Raw genomic sequence first — 23,026 nt, forward strand, 5'->3', positions numbered from 1 at the left:
TGGCCATCAGTTGGGCGCAGGTGCACGCACGGATTCAGCGGGTGAGGGGGCAGTTGCTGCTCCAGAGAGCAGGCAGTCGATGAACGTGTGTGCCCGATTGTTCGCATACACGAACGCTTCCCGCTCGGACATGAATTCCAGCCGCTCCGGAAAGCCGGCGGTCACCTGCGCCGAGTTCTCGCATGAACTGATTGTCCAGGAGACCTTGTAGCGACGCCCAACGCCGTGGAACGACAAGGTCCTGGCCGAGACGATGTGGACATCTATGCTGTACCCGCGGTACGGTGTAGACGATTGATAAGACATATGCCCTCCGGGGCTTCGTCGAAGGCAGGGCGCTTCGGCCCTCCACGGTTGACCAGCAAGAAACATGTCCGCTTTGCCATTTGCGTCCTGGTGACCGCATTGCCGCCGGAAATTGCTGGGCGAGGCCAGTACAGGGCCGGGCTACGGCAACGAACCCTCCTGGTGTGGAGCGCATCGCGGGGCTACCCCCGTTCCCCGGCCAGGATCTCGACGAATTCGGCCGCAGCTGGATCCAAAAGTCTCAAGTGTAAGTCGACGAATCGTCCGAGAACGCGCCCCTTTCGCGACGCTGCAAAAAGGTCGCCGCGTCACGTAAATGCCGCGTAATCCGGGCGCCTCCGGGGCCGCATGTCCGCCGCGAGAATTTTCCGGGCTGCGCGCTTGCGCTAGTGCGTCACCGTACAGAACGTTAGCCAGCGAATTGTTATTCTGATCTTCGCATCTCCGCGATGCTCTTACGGGCGACGATGGAACGACAATGACAACCATTCTGATTGTGACCGGCGAAGCGGACTCGGTGGCGGTATGGAATGGCGTGCTTCGCCAGGACGGCTATCGAGTCGTCAGTGCTCGCAATGGACTTGAAGGGCTCGTCGTAGCGAGAAAAGAGAAGCCCGCGCTTATCATCACCGACCGGTCAATGCCCTTGATGGACGGAGTTGAATTTCGCCGACACCTCAAGTCGAAGCGCGCGCTCGCGCGAATTCCGCTGATTCTTGCCAGCGCCGAACCCATCGAGCCGCGCGAACTAGAGATCTGGGACGAGATCTGGCTCAAGCCCGTATCTATCGAGACGCTTCGAGCTTCGGTGCAGCGCCTCTTGAATGCTAGTCACGAAGCGGTATAGTGTTTCGGAAAGACTCGTCGTGCGCTATGCGATGGGGTTGGCGATGAGTTCTCAAGCGGCCTCTCCGATGCAAGCTTGCCTGCAAACAACGCAGATCTGCGTGGCTCCCGGTCTCACTGACATCCGCTCCGCAATTTGAGGGCGACGGGGATCTTTTTCGCCTGAAGGCAGTGATCGTCCTTCGCTGTTTGGTTTAGTCACCCTCCAGGGTTTGTTCTCGAAACATGTGGCAGTTGCTCGTAATTGGTCCCATGCCCAAAGTTCGCTCCCGCCGTAGCGCGCCGTCGGCGCAGAAAAATACTTCCCCCAGCCCCAAATCGGCCTCCTGAATGTCAGGCTACAAACTCGCCTACGCCATCTGATCATCATTCCTCACGCTGGAGGTTCGGTGTCCAAGGCCAAATCAGGCTGTACCTCGGAACACGACGAAGGTGAAGGAGCCCGCAAGCATGATTGCGTTCTCCAGTATTATCTCAGCGGGTTTACTCGCAACCACGATAAAAACTCGCGCTTGTATGTCGTCGACTCGGCGCGCGAACGTGCCTTCGTCGCGACTCCGCAAAGCGTTGTCGCAGAACGCGAATTCAATCGGATCGAGCTCAACGGAGAGGATCCCTGTACCGCGGACCTGGGCTACGCGCAGTTCGAATCGGAATTGGCTTCAGCGCTGGCCCGCATCAACAGGAAGCGCGACTTGTCGGACGACGCCGACCGCGCGCTTGTTCTCAGACTGATCGCGGAGTTGGTGGTGCTTAACCCGGACCGCACGGAAATAATGCGCCAGCACAAGCAGGAGAGCGCTCGCAGGCTGAGCGAGTTGGCAATTGCGAATCGGCAGGGCTGGGAATCACAGAAGGAGAAAGCCGCCGCGGCCGGCATCGAAGGCGCGGCGGCTTTCACTCACGAGGAACTCATGAACTTCGTCGAGCAAGACGACGAGACCATCGCCGCGCACACCACTGAGCACCTCGCGCGGGATTTGCAGTCAGTGACCACCCTGTACAACCTGCTGCATCGACGTAGCTGGATGGTGGCAAGAGCCGCGCGTGGCTCAGGCGGGTTCATCACATCCGATCGTCCCGTCACGCTGACCTGGGACGACATGGAGATGGAGGCCGGTTTTTATGCACCCGGTTTCGGGCTTCAAGGGACATCGGTGTTTTTTCCGCTTACGAAGGACCTGGTCATGCGCGGGCGATTCGATGGCCGCGTGGGAACGCTCGCGCTTCCGGCCGCTTCGGTCGCCGGCATCAATTCGCGGACAGTTTTCTATGCCGGTCACCAGATCTATGCTGAGACTGAGTCGTTCCGATTCCTGGACGAATATCTCGTGATGCGCCGTGGCCAGGATTTGCTGCCCATGTTGCAGCGGTCAGGATGAGGCGCGCGCCGCTCGGCGCACCACCCTCCGGTGAATTGCATCGGCATGCGGGGTTCAGTGGTCGGCTACGGCGTCGTGTACCCGTTCGCGCCGCCGGGCGTGCTCTTTCTGGTTCGTCTTAGCGCAAAGCGGTCGTTTGGCTTCTGGCAGATCCCACGTCATACTCTCTGCGAAAGGGCGTTAAATTTTAGTTGCCTTGCTAACCATATTGGGATTTAATGATTCCATGTTTGATCACTGCCTCTACTTCAATTCGTCGGCACTCGCGCGCCTCGTTGAGCGCGAATGGGCCAGTGTGTACGCACCGTTCGGGCTGACACCGGCGCAGGGCTTTGTACTGCGCGTTGTGCTTGCATCGCCCGGATGCCTGAGTAGTCAGGTTGCGGACACATTAGGCATTGCACGTCCCACCGCTACCCGACTTATCGACAACCTCTCTGATAAGCGTTTGATCGAACGTCGTCAGGCCGAATCGGATGGCAGGGAATGGGGCGTCTACCCGACCCGAGCAGGAAAGGCGCTCGACCGGCCGATCAACGATGCTAGCGCGGAAATTGCGCGAGCACTGCGTGTGAAAGTTGGGCCTGGACTGTTCGAATCAGCGGTCTCCAGCATGCACGGTGTCAGGAGGGCACTTTCTTGATGCCTGACTTACTCACTCTGATAATTGTCTTGCTAACTATGTGGAAAGACCAATGAGAAACGTATCGACACAAAGTACGACTTCCTTTCAAGGTTTGCAGCGACGATCGTGGAGCTCGGGGGATGCAGTGCGATGGACCATAGGCATCGCCGGCGCGCTAGTGGCGATCGCATCGTTGCTCATGGCTGTCGCCTACGCGCCAGTAAGCATTCGCGCAAATAACAACCTTTGTCTTCAGCAGATCGCGAGCGATGAGCACACGAGTCTTGAAGCCTTCTTTCAGAATCCCGCTGAACAAGACGCCTTCGTACAAGCCATCACGGTTTGTTCGCGCTGAGCAAGCCAAGTCTCGCGGCAAACGCTATTGGCGGGCGTGCGCTTCTTCGTTTGTCTAGCAAACTATTGCATCGACTGGTCGAATCCGCCACCGAGAGGCTGCCATTTGAACTTCTTCTGGCTCACTCGGGTTGGGGGAAAAATATTACGAGTGCGTCGCGCCCGACGTCACTGGCGAGGACATGCTGCTGGTCGCCTCACCAATCGCGGCTATTGCGATGTTTGTTCGCCGTCGTGAGAGGAGGGCTTCTGTGGCCCGGTAAAGGACGCGCATTTTTCAGGCCGTCGAACCGTTGCCTCGAGCAGCGTTGGTGGAACCTCGCCTGGAGCCGTATGTTCATCGTATTGGCCTAATAGAAATCAGTTTGGTCTGTTAGGTCGGTAACATTGTCGAAGCAAATAAGCGTGTGTCCACCTACCAGTGATGTCGAATGTCCAGGAATCCCTTGACGCCGCGTCTCTCACCCAGAATCTGGCTCGCGCGACTGTGCACGAACGTACGGAAGTGCGCCACCGACCTACGATAATGTAAGACGGTTTCCGACACTACCGCAACGAGGAGACTGCAATTGGGCCATGCCAAACAATCGCTTGTCATTGGTGGTCAGGGCTTCTTGGGCGCCGCGATCGTACGCCATCTGATCGCCAAGGGAAAACCCGTGACGATCGCCGACAAGTACGCAGATAGTGCGAAATGCCACGCCCTGTTTGGCGATGGCGCGGTGACGGTCGTTCAGGCCGACATCATGGACGCGCAAGCCATGCTTGACCTGACGGAGGGCTACGACACCGTCTACCACATTGCAGGCAAGCTGGGGACGACGGAGCTGGACGACGATGTCATGGCCGGAATCCAGATCAATGTCATCGGCGCGGTCAACGTGTTCGCAGCCTGCGTGCAGAATTGTGTTCCCAATCTCTTCTATCCGTCCAAGCCGAATGTCTGGCTCAACACCTACACGATCACCAAATTTGCATCGGAGCAGTTCGCGAAGCTCTATGCGTCCAAGGGTGGGTCCAACATTTCGAGCTTGCGCTACTTCAATGCCTATGGTCCCGGTCAGGCTACAGGCCCGGTTCGCAAGATCATTCCATCGTTTGCGGAACGTGCAAGCAAGGGAATGCCCATCGAGATTTTCGGCAGCGGGGAGCAGATCGTCGACATGATCCATTCGGACGATATCGGCCGTCTGACCGTGGATTTCGTCGAGGCGGGCGGCAGTCTGGAGCCGATGGACCTGGGGCGGGGCATCGGTCTGAGCGTCAACGAGATTGCCGCTGCGGTGAACGCCTATTTCAGCAATGGTGCAGGCGTCATTCACCTGCCCATGCGGCGTGGCGAGACACCGGAGACCCGGCTGATCGCCGACATGCAGCCGTTGAAGGCGTTGCTGGGCGATTTGCGGTTCCTGGATTGGACGGCGTCGCTTCACGACACGTTGGGATGGTATAGCAGAGCGTTTGCACAACTGCAGGCGGCCTGATGAAAATATTGGCCGTCGTTGCCCATCCCGACGACGAGGTGATCGGCTGCGGCGGAACGCTTTCGAAGCTCTCCGAGGCCGGGCATGAGGTGCGGGCGCTGCTGCCCATCAGGCGCAACGATCCGCGTGGCGTTGCGCATTGGGCGGAACTGGAGGACGCCTTCAGGAGCAGCTGCACCCACTTGGGGGTGCACGCTTTGATTGCCAACGAGCTCGTGGACGAAAGGTCGCTGGAGGCGGGCGTCCATCATCTGCACGATCTGATCATGCCCGAGGTCGAATGGGCGGATACGATCTTTACGCATTGGCCAGGTGACTGCAACCAGGCCCACGGCAGTGTGAGCCGTGCTGTGGAAATCGCAACACGGCCCTTTCGCCGCCGCAAGAATGTCTATCTGTTCGAGGTTTCGACTTCGACGGAGCAGGGCTTCTTCCCCAGCTTCGCGCCGAATATGTGGTCGGTCCTGGAGGAACGGCACGTTAGCCGAAAGCGCGAAGCCATGGGCTTCTATTCGACGGAGCTTGCCGGCGGACGAACACCCGAGGCGCTCGCGCGCCGTATGCAGGCGCGGGGTGACGATATCGGCGCCCACGCCGCGGAAGCTTTTCACATCGCACGCTTTTTCCTTTGATGCCGTCAGGGGCCGACGATACGGCTGATCGTCAGCAACGCGATCCGGAGGTCCAGCCACAGGCTGAACGTCCGGATATATTCCAGATCGTCGTCGATCATGTCGAACACACTGACATTCTTGCGCCGCGCGCGCACTTGCCAAAGGCCGGTCAGACCAGGGCGGACGACCGAGCGGGCATGCCGGATGTCGGGCAGATCGGCCAACATGGAAATCACCAGCGCGCGCGGGCCGATCAGGCTCATGTCGCCGCGCAGCACGTTGATGAGCTGAGGGAGTTCGTCAATGCTCAGCCGGCGTAGCAGCCTGCCAAGGGGGCCAATGCGGGGATCGCGATCATAAGTGAGGGTCTCGCCGTTCGCCCCACGCGTCGCCAGCCCGTGTGCCTTCAGGACCGCGTCGCCGTCCAGGTGCATGGTCCGCAGCTTGTAGCAGATGAACTGCCGATCGTTTCTTCCCCAGCGCTTGGCGAGGTGCAGGACTGGACGGCCGGAGCTGACCAGGATTGCGCCCATGGCGAGCACGATGATGGGACTGAGGCACACGAGAAGCAGCGCCGCGCCCGCAATGTCGAGCCAGCGCTTGACGCGCCATGACCAGCGGCGTTCGGGACAGGGCGGCGGCCTAATTGATCTGCTCCGGTGAGAAATAAGTTGTTTCGGGCACACCGGCCATGATGCGGCGGACAACTTCCAGTCCCTGCAGATAGGCATGGTCCATGTTCGACACCTCATAGCGCCAGCCGCCGAAACGCCCCCGGCTGAAAATGCCGAGCGGCTCCAGGTGCGCATGGATGTCCGCCAGCGCCGCGTCGCGGCCATGGAAGGGCAACGGGTAACCGTGGGCCAGCGTCTTCTCGAAGGTGGAGATGACGGGCTGGTCCTCGATCAGGCCGATGGAGCGCAGCCCCTGCAGAACATCATGGCGCAACCTGTCGTCTATGTCCGCTGCCAGGCCGGGCGCGCGGCTGGTCTCGGAGAGAATCGAATAATGCGGGCCGTCAGACGGCACGTTACCGGGCGAGAAATTCGAGGGGATCGTCACGCGCCAGAAAGGAAGTGCGGCATCGGGACACTGAAAACTATGGACGCCGCGATAGCGGGCCGGAATCACCCCACGCATGCCGAAGCCGAGCAATATCGCGGAGGATCGGCGCAGGCGCTTTGCCAGGCGCTGGACATCCGGTCGATCGACGCAAAGCTCGACTAATGTGTCGAGCGGGATGGATGAGACGAGGGCGGTGTATGTGAACTGCGTGCCGTCCACGAGGTGGAGCTGACGCTTGCCTGTCTCGATCGCCGCGATGCTGCGGCCGAGCAGGACATGCTGCGCGCCGATCCTGTCGACCGCCCGTTGCCAGATCGTGCCCATGCCACCCTCGCGCGGGTAGGGCACGCGATCGCTCGGGGTCCAGCTCGGGTCATCCGTGCCGAGGATGGCATGCTTGAGCATGCGGCGAAAGCCCACCTGCGGAACATTGTGCAAGGCCGATCCGCTGCGCTGACGGACCCACTCGCTGCTCATCTCGCTGGGCTCGAGCGTCCACATTTTGCGGTTGAGCGGCTCCATGATGCGGCGCGTCAACTCGCGGCCGAAGGAGCGGTGAAGATGATCCTGGAAATTGTCGCTAGCGTCCGTGACGGGACGTGGGACCATGCCCATCCGGCTGCCGAGGCGATGCAGGAACAGATCGGAGAAGATCGGCAGCGCATGGGCAGCGGGAAAGCGGTGGACGTGGCGCTGGATGGGCGTGGGGATGAGCTTCCCGAACATGTGGACACCGCGAACCGGCATGGACTCGTGCCACGCTATGTCGAGGGAGCGGAGCGTGTCGCTGAAGGCCGCACATTTCTCGTGGACGAAGAGGACATGCCCACCATAGTCGAACAGGAAGCCCTCCGGCGTGATCGCCGAGGCGGCATTGCCGCCGGGTTGGTTGCGCTCGTCGATGAGGATGAAGGGCGTAGCCGGATACTCCTGGCGGAGGGTCAGGGCAGCGCCGATGCCGCAAGGCCCCGCACCCGCGATGATGATCAACGGTCTTTCCATGCCGCTCCCATAGCGGGTTGGCGCCGGGCCGGCGGATGAAGCATTGCGAGACTACGGAAGCAGCAATTTGCGGCACCGAGTTCGCCGGCGAGGCTTGGTCGAGCACGTGACGAACTGCCGTGCAAGAAAAAGACGGCAGCATGGACCGCGAGACTGGGCCTACATGAGGACGCAATTATACAGACGTTCAGTTTGAAATTAGCCTCAGACGCTGCATCGCGAACACTGACACGGTACTCGCAATAGCATCGCCAGGTGGCCGACAATGTCGGATTGAGTGCGGACCTCGCGTGCCATTGCATCGCTATGCACGAGCAGTTCGATATACCCAGCGACATCAACCGGTTGCAGTTGCATGTGTCCTTTTCGCGCAATCTTCCCGATCTTCTGGATGACTTCGCACGTACAACTGCATCACATCCGGTGGATAGTACAGTCGCTTCAGCACCTTGGCGATGCCAGGGAGCAACGTCTTGCGCGGTGTCTTGGTCGTCCGGGCTATCGTGGCCGTCAGCAATTTCCGTCCGGCCGATTTTGCCTCAACGCCTTGTCGCGACAGAGCCATCATGGGTGCCTGCGGACCGCCGAGTCTCTTAGGATTTTTGTGCCTAGTATCCTGCGATTCGAGGCATGCGCCGTTTTGGGGTGGATTCGCGAATCGCATACAATATCGTCGGAAACTAGAACTGACGGAACCGACGAACTGCGTCGGACACGGCCACCTATACGACTACACACGTGAGCAAAATCGAACTCAACGATATCGACCTTCCGGCGCAGATCGCTGATCAAGTGCGCAAGCTGATCAACAGAGGAGTCCTGTCGCCAGGGCAACAAATGCGCCAATCGGAACTCGCGGACCGCTTCGGTGTCAGTCGGGTGCCTGTTCGCGAGGCGTTGAATCTGCTTGCGGCGTGGGGCGTGATTGTGCATGATCCAAACCGGGGTTTTTTCGTCGGGCCGCTATCGTCTGATGAGGCGGCCCAGCTCTACCGCTATCGTTTTTTGGTAGAGCGCGATTTGTTCGAATCGATAGAGTGGCCCGATCGCACTCAAACGGCTGAGCTCAATGACATGCTTGCCAAGCTCGACGAGTACTTGGGAAGCCATCAGCGCGCCGAATGGCTCGATGAATACTACGCATTCTACGGGCTGCTCTTTGATCTTTCACCCGACAAGATCATACGCCGCGAGGCTCTGCGCTTGATTCGACTGACCGATCGGTACCGCGCATTGGCGACCGAAGCGCATCGGCCGGGTGAACGTCCGAAGGCAGTCCTGGAGCACCGGCTCATGACTGCAATTCGCACCCGCGAGCGTGAAAAAGTCGTGCGAGTCTACGAACTAGAGCGAGAAAAAATAAACCAGTCGATACTGGCCGTGCTTGCCGGGCGGGGGCTCTAAGCGCCAAGTGGTTCACCAGAGGTGCTCCATGGGCGGCATCGTTGAGCAGCGCAGGCAGGTAGGTGCTGACGCTGGAGCTGGTGCCCAGGCTTACACGGCAGTCGAGCAGAGAGCCGGGCAGTTGGTTAACAGTAACCATGCCTTCGGCCACGCCGTATCGGCCGGCCTGTGCAGCGGGCAGTGGTTGATGTTCGGGTGTTGGCGGCCGCGAAGCGCATGGACGGGCGCGACAGTCTCTGCACCTTTACTGCAGCATTCAGTGGATGAGTGATCGGCGTTACGACAGCAGTGCAGATATCGTGACGAGTACCGCGATCAGCATCAATGAGAATGTCAACACCAGAGCGATGCGATACTCAAGAAGGGAGACAGCTCCGGCGTCGTCTTCCTACGTGTGAGCATACGTCGTGTGAGCGGTGAATGCTTCCCTCGTTAATCTGAACATTGCGAAGCTCTTGTTGCAGTTCAGTCTCCGCTCGGCGTCAATGTTTGGGGTAGCCGACGTCGGGAGATTGTAGAGTCCTTCGTTTACCGTCACAAACGCAGCAATCGTCTTCGTGTCGCTTTCAAAAAACCGATGATTTTCACTCGAAAGCACCCAGCTCTCGTATGTGTCACTGTCCTATTTTGAGTCTGCTCTGCGATCATTGTCAGAACCGCGGTACTGGTATCTTACGACTGCTTGTTGTCCGAGAGCACGACCCGCAATGTGAGCATGCAGAACTGCATCGAGATCTCGACGTAGATCGCTGACCGTTTTGATCGACCCCATCCACCTGTCTTTAATGTCCAGCAGATGCGGCTAAATCTGGTGGGCTCTGTTAGAGCGCAAAGCCAGCGGCAGCGCACAGAAGCGCGATGGCGATTGCAAAAACTGAAAAATAGCCGATCGCGAATTTTGAGACCGCACAGAAATAGGAACATGTGAGCGATCGGCACGATTCCATCAGCGACGAGTAGAAGGTTAGCCGAGACGGTGGGGTGACCGGGGGGTTTTGCAGGGTTCGGATTGTTGGGCCTAAGCCAATTCGACGACCTATCGGGTACACGTCTTAATATATGTAGGATTACAGAAGAACAATCAAAAACGACGAAGTCGTGACCATCGAAGCATCGATCTCGAAGCGAACCATGTCGACTCCACGATTGAAGTTCAGTTCAATCGTGGAGCATTCAGCCGCTTTGGCTTTTGCTCAACGAGACCCATGCATGGTATCACGCAATGTCAACGAGGATTGACATATACTACAAAATAGTATTACATTGATGGCGGGGCGAATACATTGGCCTTGCATGCGTCATTTCGAATACGTGGAGACAATTGATGTTGAAACTCAACCGGAAACTCTTCCTCTCGGCAGTCCTCGCAGCAGAGGCACTGATTTCGGGCGTTGCCTTCGCCGGTGCACCTGCTAAACCGGTGCTTCCTCCTGCGGCCAAACCGGCGGCTGCGCCGGTCTCTGCACCCACGGGTGTAGTCTTGGTCGCTGAAATAGGCAAAGGCGTGTCCGGAACCGATATCAAGGACTACGCGGATCTAATTAGCCGCCTGAAGGACAATCCGGACTGCTACACCTTCGGTACGACGGTTGATGGTGGACGTGACCTGAGCGCGATGACCACATTGCAAAAGCGTAACGGCGTTCGCATGGTGAAGTTGTCCTACAAAGACACCGCGGCGGAAATTGAAGGTTTGATGAAGGGGAAGGTGCAAGTGATCCCGGTGCCGTACGATGTCGCAGCCTCGTATATTCGCAATGGTCAGATGCGTCCCCTTGTGGTTTTCGGTTCGGCGCGTATTCCCGACATCAAGGATGTCCCTACCGCTGGCGAAGTGATGCCCGGCTTCGTATACTGATCTGAATTGAAAGTAGCAACAAAGGAAGCCCGCGATTTGCGGGTTTTTTTGAGACCCAAAATCGGCAAACGGGGAAACGACAAGGGATGCTCAGTGAACTACCGTCGTAGCATCTATGGGAGAATTTTGTCGTTGGAGGGGTGGCTGACTATGCGAACTGAATTGCTATGACAGCCTACTTGTAAAGTTGTCGGGCAAAAAATCTGCGATATAATACGAAAATGAATGCGATCGTGAAACGAAGCCGAACGGCTGCCCCTATCCTCCCGGAACTGGACGGCATTGACTTTCCAGCTCAGGTGGCGTCGGAGACGCGAAAACTGATCAATAGGGGAACGCTCGCACCCGGTTTTCAACTGCGACAGTCGGATCTCGCTGAACGTTTCGGCATCAGTCGCGTGCCGGTGCGTGAGGCGTTGAAGCTGCTGGCGGCAGAAGGCATCATCGAACACGATCCGAATCGTGGATTCTTCGTCGCCCAGTTGTCAAGCGATGAGGCCCGGCAATTGTATCGGATGCGCCAACTCCTCGAAGCGGAGTTGCTCATGACGGTCGTGTGGCCCACGTCCGCGCAGATTAGGGAATTCAAGGCCTTGCTCGTCCGGCTTGAAGAACTAATTCAAGCCGGTAATCGTGAGGGGTGGATTGAACTACACCGTGAACTTCACGACAAGATTTTCGACCTCTCGTCTAATAAGGTGCTTAAACGGGAAGTCCTACGATTGATGCGACTCACCGACCGTTATCGGGCGCTGGCTGCTGATATTTCAGCGCATCCGCAACATCGCAGCGCTAATATCGAAGCCAAACTTGTGAAGGCTTTGGAGAGCAAGGACCGCGATTTGCTGCTCGCAACCTATGAGAAGGGAAGAATAGTGGTTCTTGAGGGACTCATGAGAGTGCTCGCGTTGCGAGAATAAACAGGGAACCCGAACCCTTTTCCATGTACAGCTTGCATTGGAACGACGTCAGCAGGTGCGAGTTCGGTTAGGCTCTAAGCCTTGCCGCTGGAAACGATGTCGCCGATTTCATTGGCATACGCGTCATTCGTATGCTAGTACACACTAGGCCGATATACCCGCGTGCGTGGTGACAGTGTGGACGTGCCCTGAAAAGCAGCGTGATTGACGAGAGCGTCTTTCTGCAAGTTGTTGCCAAATTCACCATATACGCCACGTCAACATTCCCTGCCGGCGTCAGATCGTAGCCAGCGCCGGTAGCCTGGGCGGAAATGCGCGCACCGACTCCGTATTGTGTGCGGGCCGCACCCTCTCTCGAAGATATTAGTCGGCCCCCCAGTTTGATATCCACAGCAAATCATGGAAATCGATGGTCTTATCCGTCTGAAATTCGCCGTAAGATCCTTGGGAATACAGCAGCGGCGCCGTTATGTCGCCACTAATGGCCGTACCTTCGACATGCCCAAAAATCACCGCGTGCGTACCGATTTCGATAATACGTTCGACGCTGCAATCGAAATTGACCATGGCACTGACTAAAGCCGGGGCACCTGTCCTAATACGGTTCCACGTCCCTGCTTGAAACTTTTCTCGCGGCGAAATCGATCGGGAGAAACGCTGCGCTAATTCCTGTTCGCTGCGCGCCAGGACGTTGACGACGAAGTTGCCAGTGGACTGCACGTGCGCCAGAGACGAGTTCGCACGATTGATACAGACCAGCAGAATAGGGGGCGCCGCACTGACAGACGTCACAGCGGTTGCCGTCATGCCGGCAAGGGGGCCGTCCGCGTTAGAACCAGTCGTGATCAAACACACGTGCCCGGTCAAGCAGCGCATGGCGTGTTTGAATTCAGATTCTTGTATGCTCATTTCACCTTCCTAATCGTAAAAACTAGACGGATAAAATGACAGGGCGGTGATCCTTACGGACACCACCGCATGCCATATTCCCGCAAGTCTCGGCGGTTTACTGGTCCCAGCCGAAGATACTGAGCGTGCTCTCGCCCGCCTCCAGTCGCTTCATCTGCTGTGCTTCGGCTGCTTCGCGCGCTTCCGATGCAGTGATCACCTCGGCGATCCGCTCGCGAGGGATGCACACCACACCGTCTTCGTCACCAACGATCAGGTCACCTGAATTTACCGTCACGTCGTCGAATCGAGTCGGGGCGTTGATCCAACCTCTGGCACCGAAGTCTTTTCCTGTGCCACGGATACAAAGGCCGCGAGCAAAAACGGGAAACCCGATCTCGGATAACAGCCGCTGATCGCGAACACAGCCGTTAATGACGAGACCGGCAAGCCCACGAGCTTTGGCGGCCGTTGACATGATCTCGCCCCAATACCCATGTTCATAGGCTTCGCTCACGGAGACGACAAGGACATCACCTTGTTGTGCTGAGTAAATCGCACGGTGCAGCCAAAGGTTATCGCCGCCAGGTGAATGGACGGTCACAGCGGGGCCGCAAATCCTGAATCCGGGTGCGACAGGCTTGATTTCATAAGGCAGGACCCCGATCTTCCCGGCAGCCTCGTGAAGTGTTGCTGCCGGCAGATTTGCGGCGGCGTTAAGCAGAGTGATATCGGGCCGTTGGATGTCGAGACGCGTGGTCTCGTGATGATCGAAAACCGGTCCCGTCATGCTTCTTCTCCGATCCGGCGCGTTTGCAGTTGGTGATACTTGAACTGCTTGCGAGCCTCGACCAGACGCATACCTGTTGCAACCGCCTCACGGATTGCCTTCTCGGCTGCATCGATTTCTTCAGCGGCAGCAAGCACGCGCTCTTCGTGTTCTTGCGGAATCGAGATCACGCCGTCAGCGTCACCGCGCAGCAAGTCTCCCGGAGCGACACGCACGTTACCGATATTCACCGGGACGTTGGTGGCTTCGACCTGAACGCGGTCCTTGCCCGTTCGCATCCAGTTGTCCTTGGAGAAAACCGGGTAGCCGAGCGACAGGCAGAGGTGCACGTCGCGGTTGACGCCGTCGATTACGGTACCGGCGATACCACGGCGATGAGCGATCTCGGTGAGGATGTCGCCCCAAACCGTTGCGTCTTCGCGACCGCCGTTGTCCAGGACGATGACCGAGCCGGGCGGAACGTCGTCGATGAAGTCACCCACGGTGCCCGCAGGCGATGCGGCCGGCCCGTAGAGAATTGTGAATGCCCGACCGGCCATACGGAACGAAGAATCACGCGGCTTGATCTTGTAGCACTGACCGTTCAGGCCCAGGCGGTCTAGTGCGTCGCTCAGAGTGGCCGTTTCGAGTTTCGCTGCGCGCGCAACGTTCTTGTCTTGTTCGATTTCCGACATGGTTAGTCCTTAAGCATAAATTCGTAGTTTCCGCCCATGACTTCATGGATCGGCGTGCCTGCCAAGACGGCCTTCGCCATCAAGGCTTCGCGTGCCACGATCGATTCGGCAGTCTCGACCACCTTGGCGATGTTTGCCTGGCTGATGAAGATCACGGCGCTGCTATCGGCGATCACATAGTCGCCGGCTTCTACTACGGCCCCGAACACTTCAACCGGAACATTCACGCCTTTTTCGACGATACGACCGCGAGCGGTGAGGGCCGTGAACCTGTTTGTGAACACCGCCAGTCCCATCTCGCGGGATTCATCGATATCGCGAACCGGGCCGTCGGCGATCACGCCAGCGATACCGCGCACCTTGGCGCCCAACGACAGGATGCCGCCCCACGAACCGGCTTCAATACCGGTACGCTGTTCGATGACGATCACATCGTCGGAGCCGCCGAGTTCGATCGCGGTGGTGCCCAGATGACGCGGCGGCCCCGGAGGCGGATCGCCAACACCGAGTTTCATCGTAATAACGCGACCGGCGATGCGCTTCGTGCCCGCGGCTTGGGCGACGCCGCTCACGACGCCGGGCAAGCCGAGTCTGTCGAGTGCGTCGGAGACAGCGCAGCAATCTAACCGGCGAAGGCGGTGGACATATTCGTCTTTGGGTGCCATATGTTTGATATTTCCTTATTCGGCCTGGGGCTTCCAGTACACAAAGCCCATCGCGTTGCCAGTACCGGCTTCGCTGCGATAGCACGGAACGTAATCGACCACCGTCATGTCGAAGCCAAGTTCATCCATCATGCCGGCGACGGGAATCCAGTTCTTGATTTCCGAAGTGCCAGCCTGGAAGATTGCTTCGCCCAACGCGAACACCGGCGTGAGATCGTGTCTCCTCATCGCATCGAGTATCAGATTGTCGATGCGTTCATCGATGACAAAGTGCGTCAGACCACCGGAGGCGATGACGGCCACGCGTGCGTCCGAATCCCAGGACTCGATTGCGCGAGCAATCGATGCTCCGAAGGCGTGGCAGCGCGCGACCGACGGCTGATTCGGCGGATAGAACGTATTGACGAACACCGGCACGGTCGGAACGACCTGGTCTTTCATCAACTGGCGGAACACGAAGCCGTATGCATGCGGTGTTTCTGTTTCCGACAGGCGGCCGAGAGCGGCCACGTCGAAGTTGTCGGCGATCGCGCTCTTGATGATGTGCTGTGCAAGCTGGGGAACGCCTTCATGCGTGGCAGCTTCCGGCTTGTAACCCGGCATCGAATGACGTACGCCCGGCGGCATTTGCATCAATTTATCGTGGCTGATCATGTTGTTCACGATCGTCGGGCCGTGCATGACGCCAAATGCGGGAATGCAATCCGTGGTGAAGATTTCCATCTGATCGTTGCCGACAATGACAACGACGTCAGGTTTCGCTCCAGCCAGCACGCGCGCCATTTCCTCGATAGCCGCCCTGCATTGAGCATGCCGCTCCTTCCACTTGTCAGGCGTGATCTGAGCCGCGAGGTTTTCGCTACGCCGATATTCGACGAGTTCATCGAAGGCCCATTCGCGGCCCTCGAAGTCATGCCTGGTCACTCGATCATCGGGTACGCGAGCGCCCCAGGTCTCAGGTGGCGTGATGAGCATGGGACCGTGCGACGTTCCCATTCCCAATACGATTTTTGCCATGATTTAGAGTCCTGTGTGCGACGGGGTTATTCGTAGTCCGCGAGGTTCAGCTTGAAGAAGTCGCGAGCGTTGCCGAAGAAAATCGCATCCTTCTCTGCCTGCGAGAGCCAGTCGAAGCCCTCGATATACGGCTTGATGTCGTCGAAAGTGCGGCCGGTGTCCGGGTTGATAGCCGAACCCACGCCGGGGCACTCAGCGCCGAACATGCAGCGGTCAGTGCCAACCGTCTTGATCAGCAGACGCAGCGATTCTTCCGAGTAGAGCACGGTGTCGTAATACAGGTTACGCATGCCGTCGAGGAAGTTGCGGCCGGCGCGCGAAGCGCCCGACTGGAAACGGCCGATCTGATAAGGAATTGAACCGCCGCCGTGCGACACCATGATCTTCAGAGTCGGGAAGTCCTTGAAGACGTTCGAATTGACGAGGTTGAACACCGCGATCGTTTCTTCGTTGATGAAGTGAACGGTGTACGGCGAACGTGCCGAGTGCGAGCCGGTAGCGTGGATGTGGGCCGGTACGTCGAGTTCACATAGCTTTTCGTACAGCGGGTACCAGTAACGGTCACCGAGACCCGGGGCTTCGACACCGCTGTTTTCGAACGGGTCCGGATTCAGCAGCACGCCCTTGAAGCCGAGTTCCTTGATGCAGCGTTCGAGTTCCGGCAGTACGACTTCGATCGGGTCGCCCGACACTTGCGGTAGGCCGCCGATACCGACGAACCGCTTCGGCAGCAACTTGACCGTGCGCGAGATGATGGTGTTGGTTTCTTCCGTGAACCAGTGCACGAGTTTGCCTGGCTTCTGGTTGTGCATCATCTGGAACGGGCGCGGCGACATCAGCTGGACGTTCGTGCCGACGCGGTCGAGCATGTCGAGGTGGCCTACGGGCGCCATTTCCTTCTTGTTGGCGTAGTGCAGGATTTCTTCGTCGGTCACTTCCGGCATCTTGCGACCGTGTTCGCCGCGATGCGACAGAATGTGTGCCTTATAGACCCACAATTCCGCGGGTGCGCTGACGTGACCGTGGCAATCGATAATCACTTACTTGTCTCCTAAATTAACGTGTGCCGATAGGCACGCCCATGCTTCTTAAAGATCGAGGACGAGACGATCGCCCTTGCATCCGGAACAGCAGATAATCATCGTCTTGTTCGAAGCCTTCTCCGGCTCCGAGAGAATGGCGTCGCGGTGGTCCGGCTCGCCTTCCAGCACGCGGACTTCACATGCACCGCATACGCCTTCTTCACACGAATACGAAATCGGTATGCCGGCTTCACGCACGACGTTGAGAATCGTTTTGCCCTGCGGGACCGTCAACGTCTTGCCGCTCTTGCGCAGTTCAACGACGAAGTTGCCATCGAGTGCGGCTTCGTGTTTGGCACTGAAGTACTCGATGTGGACCTGTTCCGGGGGTAACGTGGCGCAGGCCTTTTCGAATGCCTCGAGCATGGGGCCGGGGCCGCAGCAGTAGAAGTGGGCCGACGCTGGTTCCTGCTTCACGACGTCCGCGATATTGAGGAATGTGCCGACTTCGGCATCGACGTGAACGACCGCACCTTCGAACGTCTTCAATTCTTCGGCGTAGGCGACGTCAACCCGGTCGCGGCACGAATAATAGATACGCGGCGACTTTCCGATTTCCTTCAGGCGACGCGCCATGCACAGAATCGGCGTGATTCCGATACCTCCGGCAACCAGAACCGTATGTTCAGCGTCTTCGTCGAGGGGGAAATTGTTGCGTGGGGTTTCGACCTGCACGAGGTCGCCGACACGCATCGTTTCGTGGATATAGCGGGAGCCACCACGCGACTGCGGGTCGAGTTTGACGCCGATGACGTACGAACGCTGCGTCAGGCTATTGCTGGACTCAAGGAGGGAGTACTGACGCGTCAATCCGTTCGGCAGGATCAGTGCGACGTGCGAACCCGCGTCGGCGGCGGGCAGACGCTCGCCTTCGGGGTCTTCAAATGTCAGAGCCAGCGTGTTGCGCGCCAGGTACTGACTCGCTGTTAGGCGCAGAGTCCTCAAATCATTAACTTCAGTCATGTCACCTCCAAAATCGTAGAGCGCGCGGAACCCCGTAAATGGTGCGCAAGCATCACACATCACGCTTCCTCAGGTCCCGGCTTGTTGCATCGCAATCACCAATCATCGAAAGTTTCTCTCAACCCGTTTGACGTGTAATTCTTTTTTGCATATTATTTCGGCTAGATAGAAAAAAGTCAAAGGCTCTTCGGAGCAAAACAGGCGACATCACATGGGGTATTCCCTTACGGAGGAGAAATGATCGCAGTTCTGACCACCAACGGTGGGACCGTTACGCACGGCGATGGCGCGGCAACGACGCTTCTGGTTGCTACGATTGGCGGCATGCTCGTGTTCGAGCGCGCGGACATCAGCGCCCCGTGGAAACTAACGCGCAAGACGCTGGAAGATCGCCACGTGAGCGCATTGCTCCATGTTCCGGATGCGGGCCTGCTGTTCGCGGGCGCACACGGCCAGGGCAGTCTCGTGGTCTCGAAGGATCTGGGCGTGACGTGGGAACCGGCCAACAATGGCCTGAACAGCACGCATATCTATACGCTGGCGCAGCAGAAGCGCGACGGTAAGACTGTCCTGTTCCTGGGCACCGAGCCCTCCGCGCTTTATCGCAGCGACGATCTGGGTGCTTCATGGGTCGAGATTCCCGAAATGATGACGGTGCCGGACCAGGACAAGTGGACGTTTCCGCCTCCCCCGCATATTGCACACGTCAAGAACATTACGTTTCACCCGGCCGAGCCGGAAACGCTCTATGTCTGTATTGAGCAGGGCGCACTGCTCAAGACCACCGACGACGGCAAGACGTGGACCGAGCCACGTTCGTACGAGTCGGAAAACGACAAGTTCTATCACGACAACCATCGCGTGCTGATTCGCCCGTCGAATCCGAAGCAGATGTTTATGTGTGGCGGAGAAGGCCTGCACTACAGCGCAGACGCCGGCGAAACGTGGGTTCACTTGATGACGCGCCAAGACCTTATCGGCTATCCCGACGCCATGTTCATCGACCCACGTGACGAAAATGTTCTGTATCTGGGCGGTCCGGGCAACGCGCCGCGTGATTGGGGCGCCCGCAAGTCGGCGAACGCAACTGTTATCAGGAGCACCGATGGCGGTGTTACCTGGGCACATATGCGCAATGGTCTGCCCGAGGAAGTGATCGGCAACATCGAGGGCATGGGTCTCTACCATTGGGATGACAAGATCATGCTCATCGCCGGTACGGCAACGGGCGAAATCTATGCGACGGAAAACGATGTCGAAAGCTGGTACGTCGTTTCAGACGATGTTCCGCCGATCTCGAAGGGCGGTCACTATCGCTGGTTCCTCGACGCGAAGGAACGTTTAAACGTCGAAGACCGTTACGGTCGCAACGAACACTGACCGATTGATAAACAGAATCATTCTGCGCGCCGAGCCTTGTTCCACGGCGGCAAGTTCTACCAGGAGAATGTCTTGAGCCGTATTAACAGCCGCGAGGATGCCCTTGATATCGCCCGTGGTTTGCATGATGTGATTCGTTCGCGCGTCAAGCAGACCGAAACCGATCGCGTCGTGCCTAAAGAAACGATCGACGCACTGCGTGATTCGGGTCTCTTCAACATCATGACGCCGAAATCGTTTGGCGGTTCCGAATTGGGCTTTACGACGCTCGTCGAAGTGACGTCGGAAATCGCATCGGCCTGTGGCTCTACGGGTTGGGTGTTCGGCGTTTTGGCCGGTCACAGCTGGATGTTGAATCTGTTTCCGTTGCGGGCGCAGCAGGACGTGCTTGGCGAAGGCCACGCATTGACGGCAACCGTGTTCCGCCTGGGCGGCACGGTGACCGAAGTGGACGGCGGCTACAAGCTCGTGAATGGCGATGGCCGCTTCTGTTCGGGTATCGACCACGTGCAGTGGGTCATCATCGGAAACGCTGTGCAGCGTCCGGACGGCCCGCCTGAGCCGCGTTTCTTCGTGATTCCGCGCTCGGATATCGAAATCGTCGATGACTGGCACACCGCTGGCCTGCGTGGCACGGGCAGCCGCACGATCAAGGTCGCGGAAGCGTTCATTCCGAAGCATCGTTCGGTGGCGGTCAAGGACATGATGACGGGCGACGTCGAAGGCGCTGACGCAATGCGCGCCCCCATCTACCGGATGCCGTTCCAGAACGTCACGCCGTTCTCGCTCGTCGGTGCGCCGCTGGGCATCGCGCGCGCGGCGCTCCGTTCGTTTGGCGAGGGTTTGGCGCCGCGTCTGCACGCCATGCCGGCCGAACAGATGGCGGAACAGTCGGCAACCATCGAGCGCCTCGCCCATGCGACGGCGGATCTCGACGCGGCCTATGCGTTGATTCTCGAAGACACACGCCGCATCGATACGGCAGAAAGCGCGCAATCGCTGACAGCACTCGAATGGTCGCGCATTCCGCGCGATTGGGCCTATTCGGCTCAAACCGCTCGTCGCGCGGCCAACAGTGTGTTTGAAGCCGCCGGTGGCACCAGCATTTACAACGCGTCGGATCTTCAACGTATCTGGCGCGACGTCAATTCCGCCGCACAGCACTTCGCGTTCACGTGGGATTCGGCGCTGACGGCCTTTGGCCGTCAGGCGCTCGGCCTCCCATCTTCGCAGTTCGGTCCTGGTCCCAAAAAATAAGGCCTCGCTATGCACGTAGATGATGTTCATACGATCGAAGATTACTCGCCGCAAACGCTGCGTGAACTGATCGGGCGCGTGGAGAAGTCGCGTACGTTCGAACAGATGATTTACCGCGAATCCGAACTAGACGAAGTCTGGCGGTTGCTCGATAGCGACATCCTGACCACTGAACGGAAGGGCTCAAATGTGCCGGAACTGGAGAACCTCGTTGCGCTGCGCAAAATGATTGTCGAAGCGCACGATTTCATTGGCAACGACAGCAACACCGTAGACGCGCGTGATCGACTGCTGAAGGCCGTCGAACTCGTTTAAGGCTAGTGGGGAGAGCAGGTCTCTCCCACACATATTCATAGATAAAGAAATTTAGGAGCAAGCCCATGCTTTCCCGCGAAGATAACGACGTACTGACCCAAGTTGGCAAAGGCACGCCGAACGGCGACATGATCCGTCAATTCTGGATTCCCGCGATGCTGGCATCGGAAATCGGTGAGCCGGGCGGCAAGCCCCTACGTTTGCGTCTGCTGGGCGAAGACCTCGTGGCCTTCCGCGACAGCGACGGCAAGGTCGGTCTGCTCGAAGAACAATGCCCGCACCGTCGTGCATCGCTCGCGCTCGGCGACAACTCGGAAGGCGGTCTGCGCTGTCTGTACCACGGCTGGAAGTTCGGCGTCGATGGCCGCTGTATGGACACCCCGACGGAGCCGGAAGAATCGAAGCTGTGCTCGCGGATCAAGGCAGTGGCGTATCCCGTTTGTGAAGTCGCCGGCGTGATCTGGACGTACATGGGCGACCCGGCGAAGGTCCCGCAATTCCCGGATTTCGACTTCCTCTCGTATCCGGCAGAAAAGGTTGCCGCGTTCAAGGTGCTCGAGGACTGCAACTACGCTCAAGCCGTCGAAGGCACGATCGATTCCGCGCACGCAGGCGTGCTGCACCGCGAACAACCGTGGTCCGCGCCGGCCAAGTACGAACACGAACGCGATCTGCGCCCGAAGATCGAGGTTGAATACACGCTGTACGGCCTACGCTATGCGGGCGTGCGTAATTTCCGAGAGGAAGGCAAGCTGCACGCACGCGTCACGGAAGTGATTCTGCCGTTCTTCACGCTGATCCCGCCCGATGGCTTCGGCGTCCGCAAGAACCGTCGGATGGCCAATGCATTCGTCCCGCGCGATGACGTATCGACGTGGCACATCCAGTGGTTCTTCGACGAAACGCAGCCTGTAGACATCGAATATCGAATTCAGGAAGGCGGTCACTGGGTCGACGAAAACTTCCGCAAGAAACTCAACATCGACAACTGGTACAACCAGGACCGCGAAGCCATGAAGACGTCGTCGATGTCGGGCATCAAGGGCATCCTGACGCAAGACCACGCAGTCAGCGAAACGCAGGGCCGCATTCTCGACCGCACGAAGGAACACCTCGGCACATCGGACGTCGCGGTCGTCGCATGGCGCCGCCAGATGATCCGCTCGGCGCGGACTTACGCAGAAACCGGCGAACTACCGGGGGTGCTGACCAACACGATTCCGTGGAATCAGATTCACGCATCGACGGTGATTTTCCCGAGCGATCGCACGTGGAAGGAAGAAGTGCCCCTCAACCCGGAAGTCGCGCTGAAGGCTTGAGGTCCACATGATCGTCGACAGTCACGCCCACGTTTCGCCTCATTGGTATGAGCCTGTCGAGGCGCTGCTTATTCAAATGAATGAGCATGGTGTTGATATGGCCATTCTCACGCAGATGATCGGACAGACGGATAACCGGTATCAGCAAGACTGCGTCAAGCGATATCCAGGCCGTCTGTCGAGCGTGGCCTGGATTGATGTCGACGCCCCGGACGTTGCAATAACGGTCGAAAAGCTCGCGCGCGAAGGCGTGTCCGGCATCCGGCTTCGTCCTTCCTCGTGTCTGCCGGGCGGTCGTCTTCCGCAAGCGTGGCGTGCTGTGCAGGAAACTGGACTGCCCGTTAGCTGTGTGGGCTCCGCCGAAGCGTTCAACGCGCCGGGGTTTGTCGAGCTGGTTGCGAAGTTGGCGGGGACGACGATCGTCCTGGAACACCTCGGTGGCAGCAGCGCGCCCGTCACGACGGACGAGCAATTGGCGATTCGTCGTCAGGTGTTCGACCTCGCCGCTTATCCGAACGTCATGCTGAAGCTTCCGGGGTTGGGCGAATTGATGCCTCGCGATCCGAAGACATGGCAGTCAGGCCGTCCCTTCGGGGATGCGACGTCGCCGCTAGTGCGCGAGGCTGTCACTGCATTCGGCGCAAATCGGCTGATGTGGGGTTCCGATTTTCCCGTCGTGAGTTCCCGCGAAGGCTACGGGAATGCATTAAAACTTACCCGTATCGCACTCGACGAATTGCCTGATGAGGATCTCAGCGCGATCTTCGGCACTAACGCACGCCGGGTATTTTCGAAGCACTGAGATCGAAAACGAGC

The 23,026-nt window shown here is 58.4% G+C and carries 23 protein-coding genes; 13 read left to right on the forward strand and 10 right to left on the reverse strand.

Going from position 1 to position 23,026, the window contains the following annotated elements; all coding sequences use genetic code 11:
- Positions 1 to 6: 6 nt before the first annotated feature.
- Positions 7 to 306, reverse strand: a complete 300-nt coding sequence (locus tag HV770_RS19055) for a hypothetical protein (protein ID WP_175162014.1) — start codon at positions 304 to 306, stop codon at positions 7 to 9.
- Positions 307 to 784: 478 nt separating this feature from the next.
- On the opposite strand from HV770_RS19055, the gene HV770_RS19060 reads away from it, so the two are divergent.
- From HV770_RS19060 to HV770_RS19085, 5 genes are all read left to right on the forward strand, one after another.
- Positions 785 to 1,153 carry a response regulator gene (locus HV770_RS19060; protein ID WP_175162016.1) on the forward strand — a complete coding sequence of 123 codons (369 nt, stop codon included), beginning with the start codon at positions 785 to 787 and terminating at the stop codon, positions 1,151 to 1,153.
- Positions 1,154 to 1,541: 388 nt separating this feature from the next.
- Positions 1,542 to 2,534, forward strand: coding sequence for a DUF4238 domain-containing protein (locus HV770_RS19065; protein WP_175162018.1), 993 nt, complete (start codon positions 1,542 to 1,544; stop codon positions 2,532 to 2,534).
- A 226-nt stretch (positions 2,535 to 2,760) separates the two neighbouring features.
- On the forward strand, positions 2,761 to 3,177 hold the full coding sequence (locus tag HV770_RS19070) for a MarR family winged helix-turn-helix transcriptional regulator (protein WP_175162020.1): 417 nt from the start codon (positions 2,761 to 2,763) through the stop codon (positions 3,175 to 3,177).
- Positions 3,178 to 4,082: 905 nt separating this feature from the next.
- A complete protein-coding gene (locus HV770_RS19080; protein ID WP_175162025.1) occupies positions 4,083 to 4,997 on the forward strand; it encodes an NAD-dependent epimerase/dehydratase family protein in 915 nt (304 codons plus the stop codon).
- Positions 4,997 to 5,629 carry a PIG-L deacetylase family protein gene (locus HV770_RS19085; protein WP_175162027.1) on the forward strand — a complete coding sequence of 211 codons (633 nt, stop codon included), beginning with the start codon at positions 4,997 to 4,999 and terminating at the stop codon, positions 5,627 to 5,629. Before HV770_RS19080 ends, HV770_RS19085 begins: the two co-directional genes overlap by 1 nt.
- A gap of 5 nt (positions 5,630 to 5,634) precedes the next feature.
- On the opposite strand, the gene HV770_RS19090 is transcribed toward HV770_RS19085, so the two are convergent.
- Both HV770_RS19090 and HV770_RS19095 read right to left on the reverse strand, forming a co-directional pair.
- Entirely contained in the window at positions 5,635 to 6,363 is a 729-nt protein-coding gene (locus HV770_RS19090; protein ID WP_343048302.1) for a sugar transferase, read from the reverse strand.
- Positions 6,254 to 7,666 carry a protoporphyrinogen/coproporphyrinogen oxidase gene (locus tag HV770_RS19095; protein WP_175162031.1) on the reverse strand — a complete coding sequence of 471 codons (1,413 nt, stop codon included), beginning with the start codon at positions 7,664 to 7,666 and terminating at the stop codon, positions 6,254 to 6,256. The genes HV770_RS19090 and HV770_RS19095 overlap by 110 nt, the downstream gene beginning before the upstream one ends.
- Positions 7,667 to 8,416: 750 nt before the next feature.
- Between HV770_RS19095 and HV770_RS19105 the strand changes: the two genes are divergently transcribed.
- From HV770_RS19105 to HV770_RS19115, 3 genes are all read left to right on the forward strand, one after another.
- Positions 8,417 to 9,082, forward strand: a complete 666-nt coding sequence (locus HV770_RS19105; protein ID WP_175162033.1) for a GntR family transcriptional regulator — start codon at positions 8,417 to 8,419, stop codon at positions 9,080 to 9,082.
- Positions 9,083 to 10,406: 1,324 nt separating this feature from the next.
- Positions 10,407 to 10,940, forward strand: a complete 534-nt coding sequence (locus HV770_RS19110; RefSeq protein ID WP_175162035.1) for a tripartite tricarboxylate transporter substrate-binding protein — start codon at positions 10,407 to 10,409, stop codon at positions 10,938 to 10,940.
- Positions 10,941 to 11,161: 221 nt separating this feature from the next.
- Positions 11,162 to 11,860 (forward strand): GntR family transcriptional regulator, encoded by a 699-nt coding sequence (locus HV770_RS19115; protein ID WP_175162037.1) that lies wholly within the window; start codon positions 11,162 to 11,164, stop codon positions 11,858 to 11,860.
- Positions 11,861 to 12,223: 363 nt separating this feature from the next.
- On the opposite strand, the gene HV770_RS19120 is transcribed toward HV770_RS19115, so the two are convergent.
- From HV770_RS19120 to HV770_RS19150, 7 genes are all read right to left on the reverse strand, one after another.
- Positions 12,224 to 12,769 (reverse strand): flavin reductase family protein, encoded by a 546-nt coding sequence (locus HV770_RS19120; protein WP_246291011.1) that lies wholly within the window; start codon positions 12,767 to 12,769, stop codon positions 12,224 to 12,226.
- 97 nt (positions 12,770 to 12,866) lie between these two features.
- Complete coding sequence (locus tag HV770_RS19125; RefSeq protein WP_175162039.1) at positions 12,867 to 13,538, reverse strand: 4-carboxy-4-hydroxy-2-oxoadipate aldolase/oxaloacetate decarboxylase; 672 nt, start codon at positions 13,536 to 13,538, stop codon at positions 12,867 to 12,869.
- Positions 13,535 to 14,212 carry an RraA family protein gene (locus tag HV770_RS19130; RefSeq protein WP_175162040.1) on the reverse strand — a complete coding sequence of 226 codons (678 nt, stop codon included), beginning with the start codon at positions 14,210 to 14,212 and terminating at the stop codon, positions 13,535 to 13,537. Before HV770_RS19130 ends, HV770_RS19125 begins: the two co-directional genes overlap by 4 nt.
- A gap of 2 nt (positions 14,213 to 14,214) precedes the next feature.
- A complete protein-coding gene (locus tag HV770_RS19135) occupies positions 14,215 to 14,877 on the reverse strand; it encodes an RraA family protein (RefSeq protein ID WP_175162042.1) in 663 nt (220 codons plus the stop codon).
- Between the two features lie 15 nt (positions 14,878 to 14,892).
- Positions 14,893 to 15,894, reverse strand: coding sequence for a DODA-type extradiol aromatic ring-opening family dioxygenase (locus HV770_RS19140; RefSeq protein ID WP_175162044.1), 1,002 nt, complete (start codon positions 15,892 to 15,894; stop codon positions 14,893 to 14,895).
- Between the two features lie 26 nt (positions 15,895 to 15,920).
- Positions 15,921 to 16,934 (reverse strand): amidohydrolase family protein, encoded by a 1,014-nt coding sequence (locus HV770_RS19145; protein WP_175162046.1) that lies wholly within the window; start codon positions 16,932 to 16,934, stop codon positions 15,921 to 15,923.
- A gap of 48 nt (positions 16,935 to 16,982) precedes the next feature.
- Positions 16,983 to 17,939, reverse strand: coding sequence for a PDR/VanB family oxidoreductase (locus tag HV770_RS19150; protein ID WP_175162342.1), 957 nt, complete (start codon positions 17,937 to 17,939; stop codon positions 16,983 to 16,985).
- Between the two features lie 237 nt (positions 17,940 to 18,176).
- Between HV770_RS19150 and HV770_RS19155 the strand changes: the two genes are divergently transcribed.
- From HV770_RS19155 to HV770_RS19175, 5 genes are all read left to right on the forward strand, one after another.
- Positions 18,177 to 19,319, forward strand: a complete 1,143-nt coding sequence (locus HV770_RS19155) for a WD40/YVTN/BNR-like repeat-containing protein (RefSeq protein WP_175162048.1) — start codon at positions 18,177 to 18,179, stop codon at positions 19,317 to 19,319.
- 72 nt (positions 19,320 to 19,391) lie between these two features.
- Entirely contained in the window at positions 19,392 to 20,576 is a 1,185-nt protein-coding gene (locus HV770_RS19160; RefSeq protein ID WP_175162050.1) for an acyl-CoA dehydrogenase family protein, read from the forward strand.
- A 9-nt stretch (positions 20,577 to 20,585) separates the two neighbouring features.
- Entirely contained in the window at positions 20,586 to 20,891 is a 306-nt protein-coding gene (locus tag HV770_RS19165) for a hypothetical protein (protein WP_175162051.1), read from the forward strand.
- Positions 20,892 to 20,956: 65 nt separating this feature from the next.
- Complete coding sequence (locus tag HV770_RS19170) at positions 20,957 to 22,210, forward strand: Rieske 2Fe-2S domain-containing protein (protein WP_175162052.1); 1,254 nt, start codon at positions 20,957 to 20,959, stop codon at positions 22,208 to 22,210.
- Positions 22,211 to 22,217: 7 nt separating this feature from the next.
- On the forward strand, positions 22,218 to 23,012 hold the full coding sequence (locus HV770_RS19175) for an amidohydrolase family protein (RefSeq protein ID WP_175162055.1): 795 nt from the start codon (positions 22,218 to 22,220) through the stop codon (positions 23,010 to 23,012).
- Positions 23,013 to 23,026 lie beyond the last annotated feature (14 nt).

Source organism: Paraburkholderia fynbosensis, from assembly GCF_902859935.1.
Taxonomy (GTDB): domain Bacteria; phylum Pseudomonadota; class Gammaproteobacteria; order Burkholderiales; family Burkholderiaceae; genus Paraburkholderia; species Paraburkholderia fynbosensis.

Coding starts and splice junctions, on each gene's coding strand:
- HV770_RS19055 (WP_175162014.1), bottom strand. CDS start 306: ATGTCTTATCAATCGTCTACACCGTACCGCGGGTACAGCATAGATGTC.
- HV770_RS19060 (WP_175162016.1), top strand. CDS start 785: ATGACAACCATTCTGATTGTGACCGGCGAAGCGGACTCGGTGGCGGTA.
- HV770_RS19070 (WP_175162020.1), top strand. CDS start 2,761: ATGTTTGATCACTGCCTCTACTTCAATTCGTCGGCACTCGCGCGCCTC.
- HV770_RS19085 (WP_175162027.1), top strand. CDS start 4,997: ATGAAAATATTGGCCGTCGTTGCCCATCCCGACGACGAGGTGATCGGC.
- HV770_RS19090 (WP_343048302.1), bottom strand. CDS start 6,363: ATGAGGTGTCGAACATGGACCATGCCTATCTGCAGGGACTGGAAGTTG.
- HV770_RS19110 (WP_175162035.1), top strand. CDS start 10,407: ATGTTGAAACTCAACCGGAAACTCTTCCTCTCGGCAGTCCTCGCAGCA.
- HV770_RS19115 (WP_175162037.1), top strand. CDS start 11,162: ATGAATGCGATCGTGAAACGAAGCCGAACGGCTGCCCCTATCCTCCCG.
- HV770_RS19120 (WP_246291011.1), bottom strand. CDS start 12,769: ATGAGCATACAAGAATCTGAATTCAAACACGCCATGCGCTGCTTGACC.
- HV770_RS19125 (WP_175162039.1), bottom strand. CDS start 13,538: ATGACGGGACCGGTTTTCGATCATCACGAGACCACGCGTCTCGACATC.
- HV770_RS19130 (WP_175162040.1), bottom strand. CDS start 14,212: ATGTCGGAAATCGAACAAGACAAGAACGTTGCGCGCGCAGCGAAACTC.
- HV770_RS19135 (WP_175162042.1), bottom strand. CDS start 14,877: ATGGCACCCAAAGACGAATATGTCCACCGCCTTCGCCGGTTAGATTGC.
- HV770_RS19140 (WP_175162044.1), bottom strand. CDS start 15,894: ATGGCAAAAATCGTATTGGGAATGGGAACGTCGCACGGTCCCATGCTC.
- HV770_RS19150 (WP_175162342.1), bottom strand. CDS start 17,939: ATGACTGAAGTTAATGATTTGAGGACTCTGCGCCTAACAGCGAGTCAG.
- HV770_RS19155 (WP_175162048.1), top strand. CDS start 18,177: ATGATCGCAGTTCTGACCACCAACGGTGGGACCGTTACGCACGGCGAT.
- HV770_RS19165 (WP_175162051.1), top strand. CDS start 20,586: ATGCACGTAGATGATGTTCATACGATCGAAGATTACTCGCCGCAAACG.
- HV770_RS19170 (WP_175162052.1), top strand. CDS start 20,957: ATGCTTTCCCGCGAAGATAACGACGTACTGACCCAAGTTGGCAAAGGC.
- HV770_RS19175 (WP_175162055.1), top strand. CDS start 22,218: ATGATCGTCGACAGTCACGCCCACGTTTCGCCTCATTGGTATGAGCCT.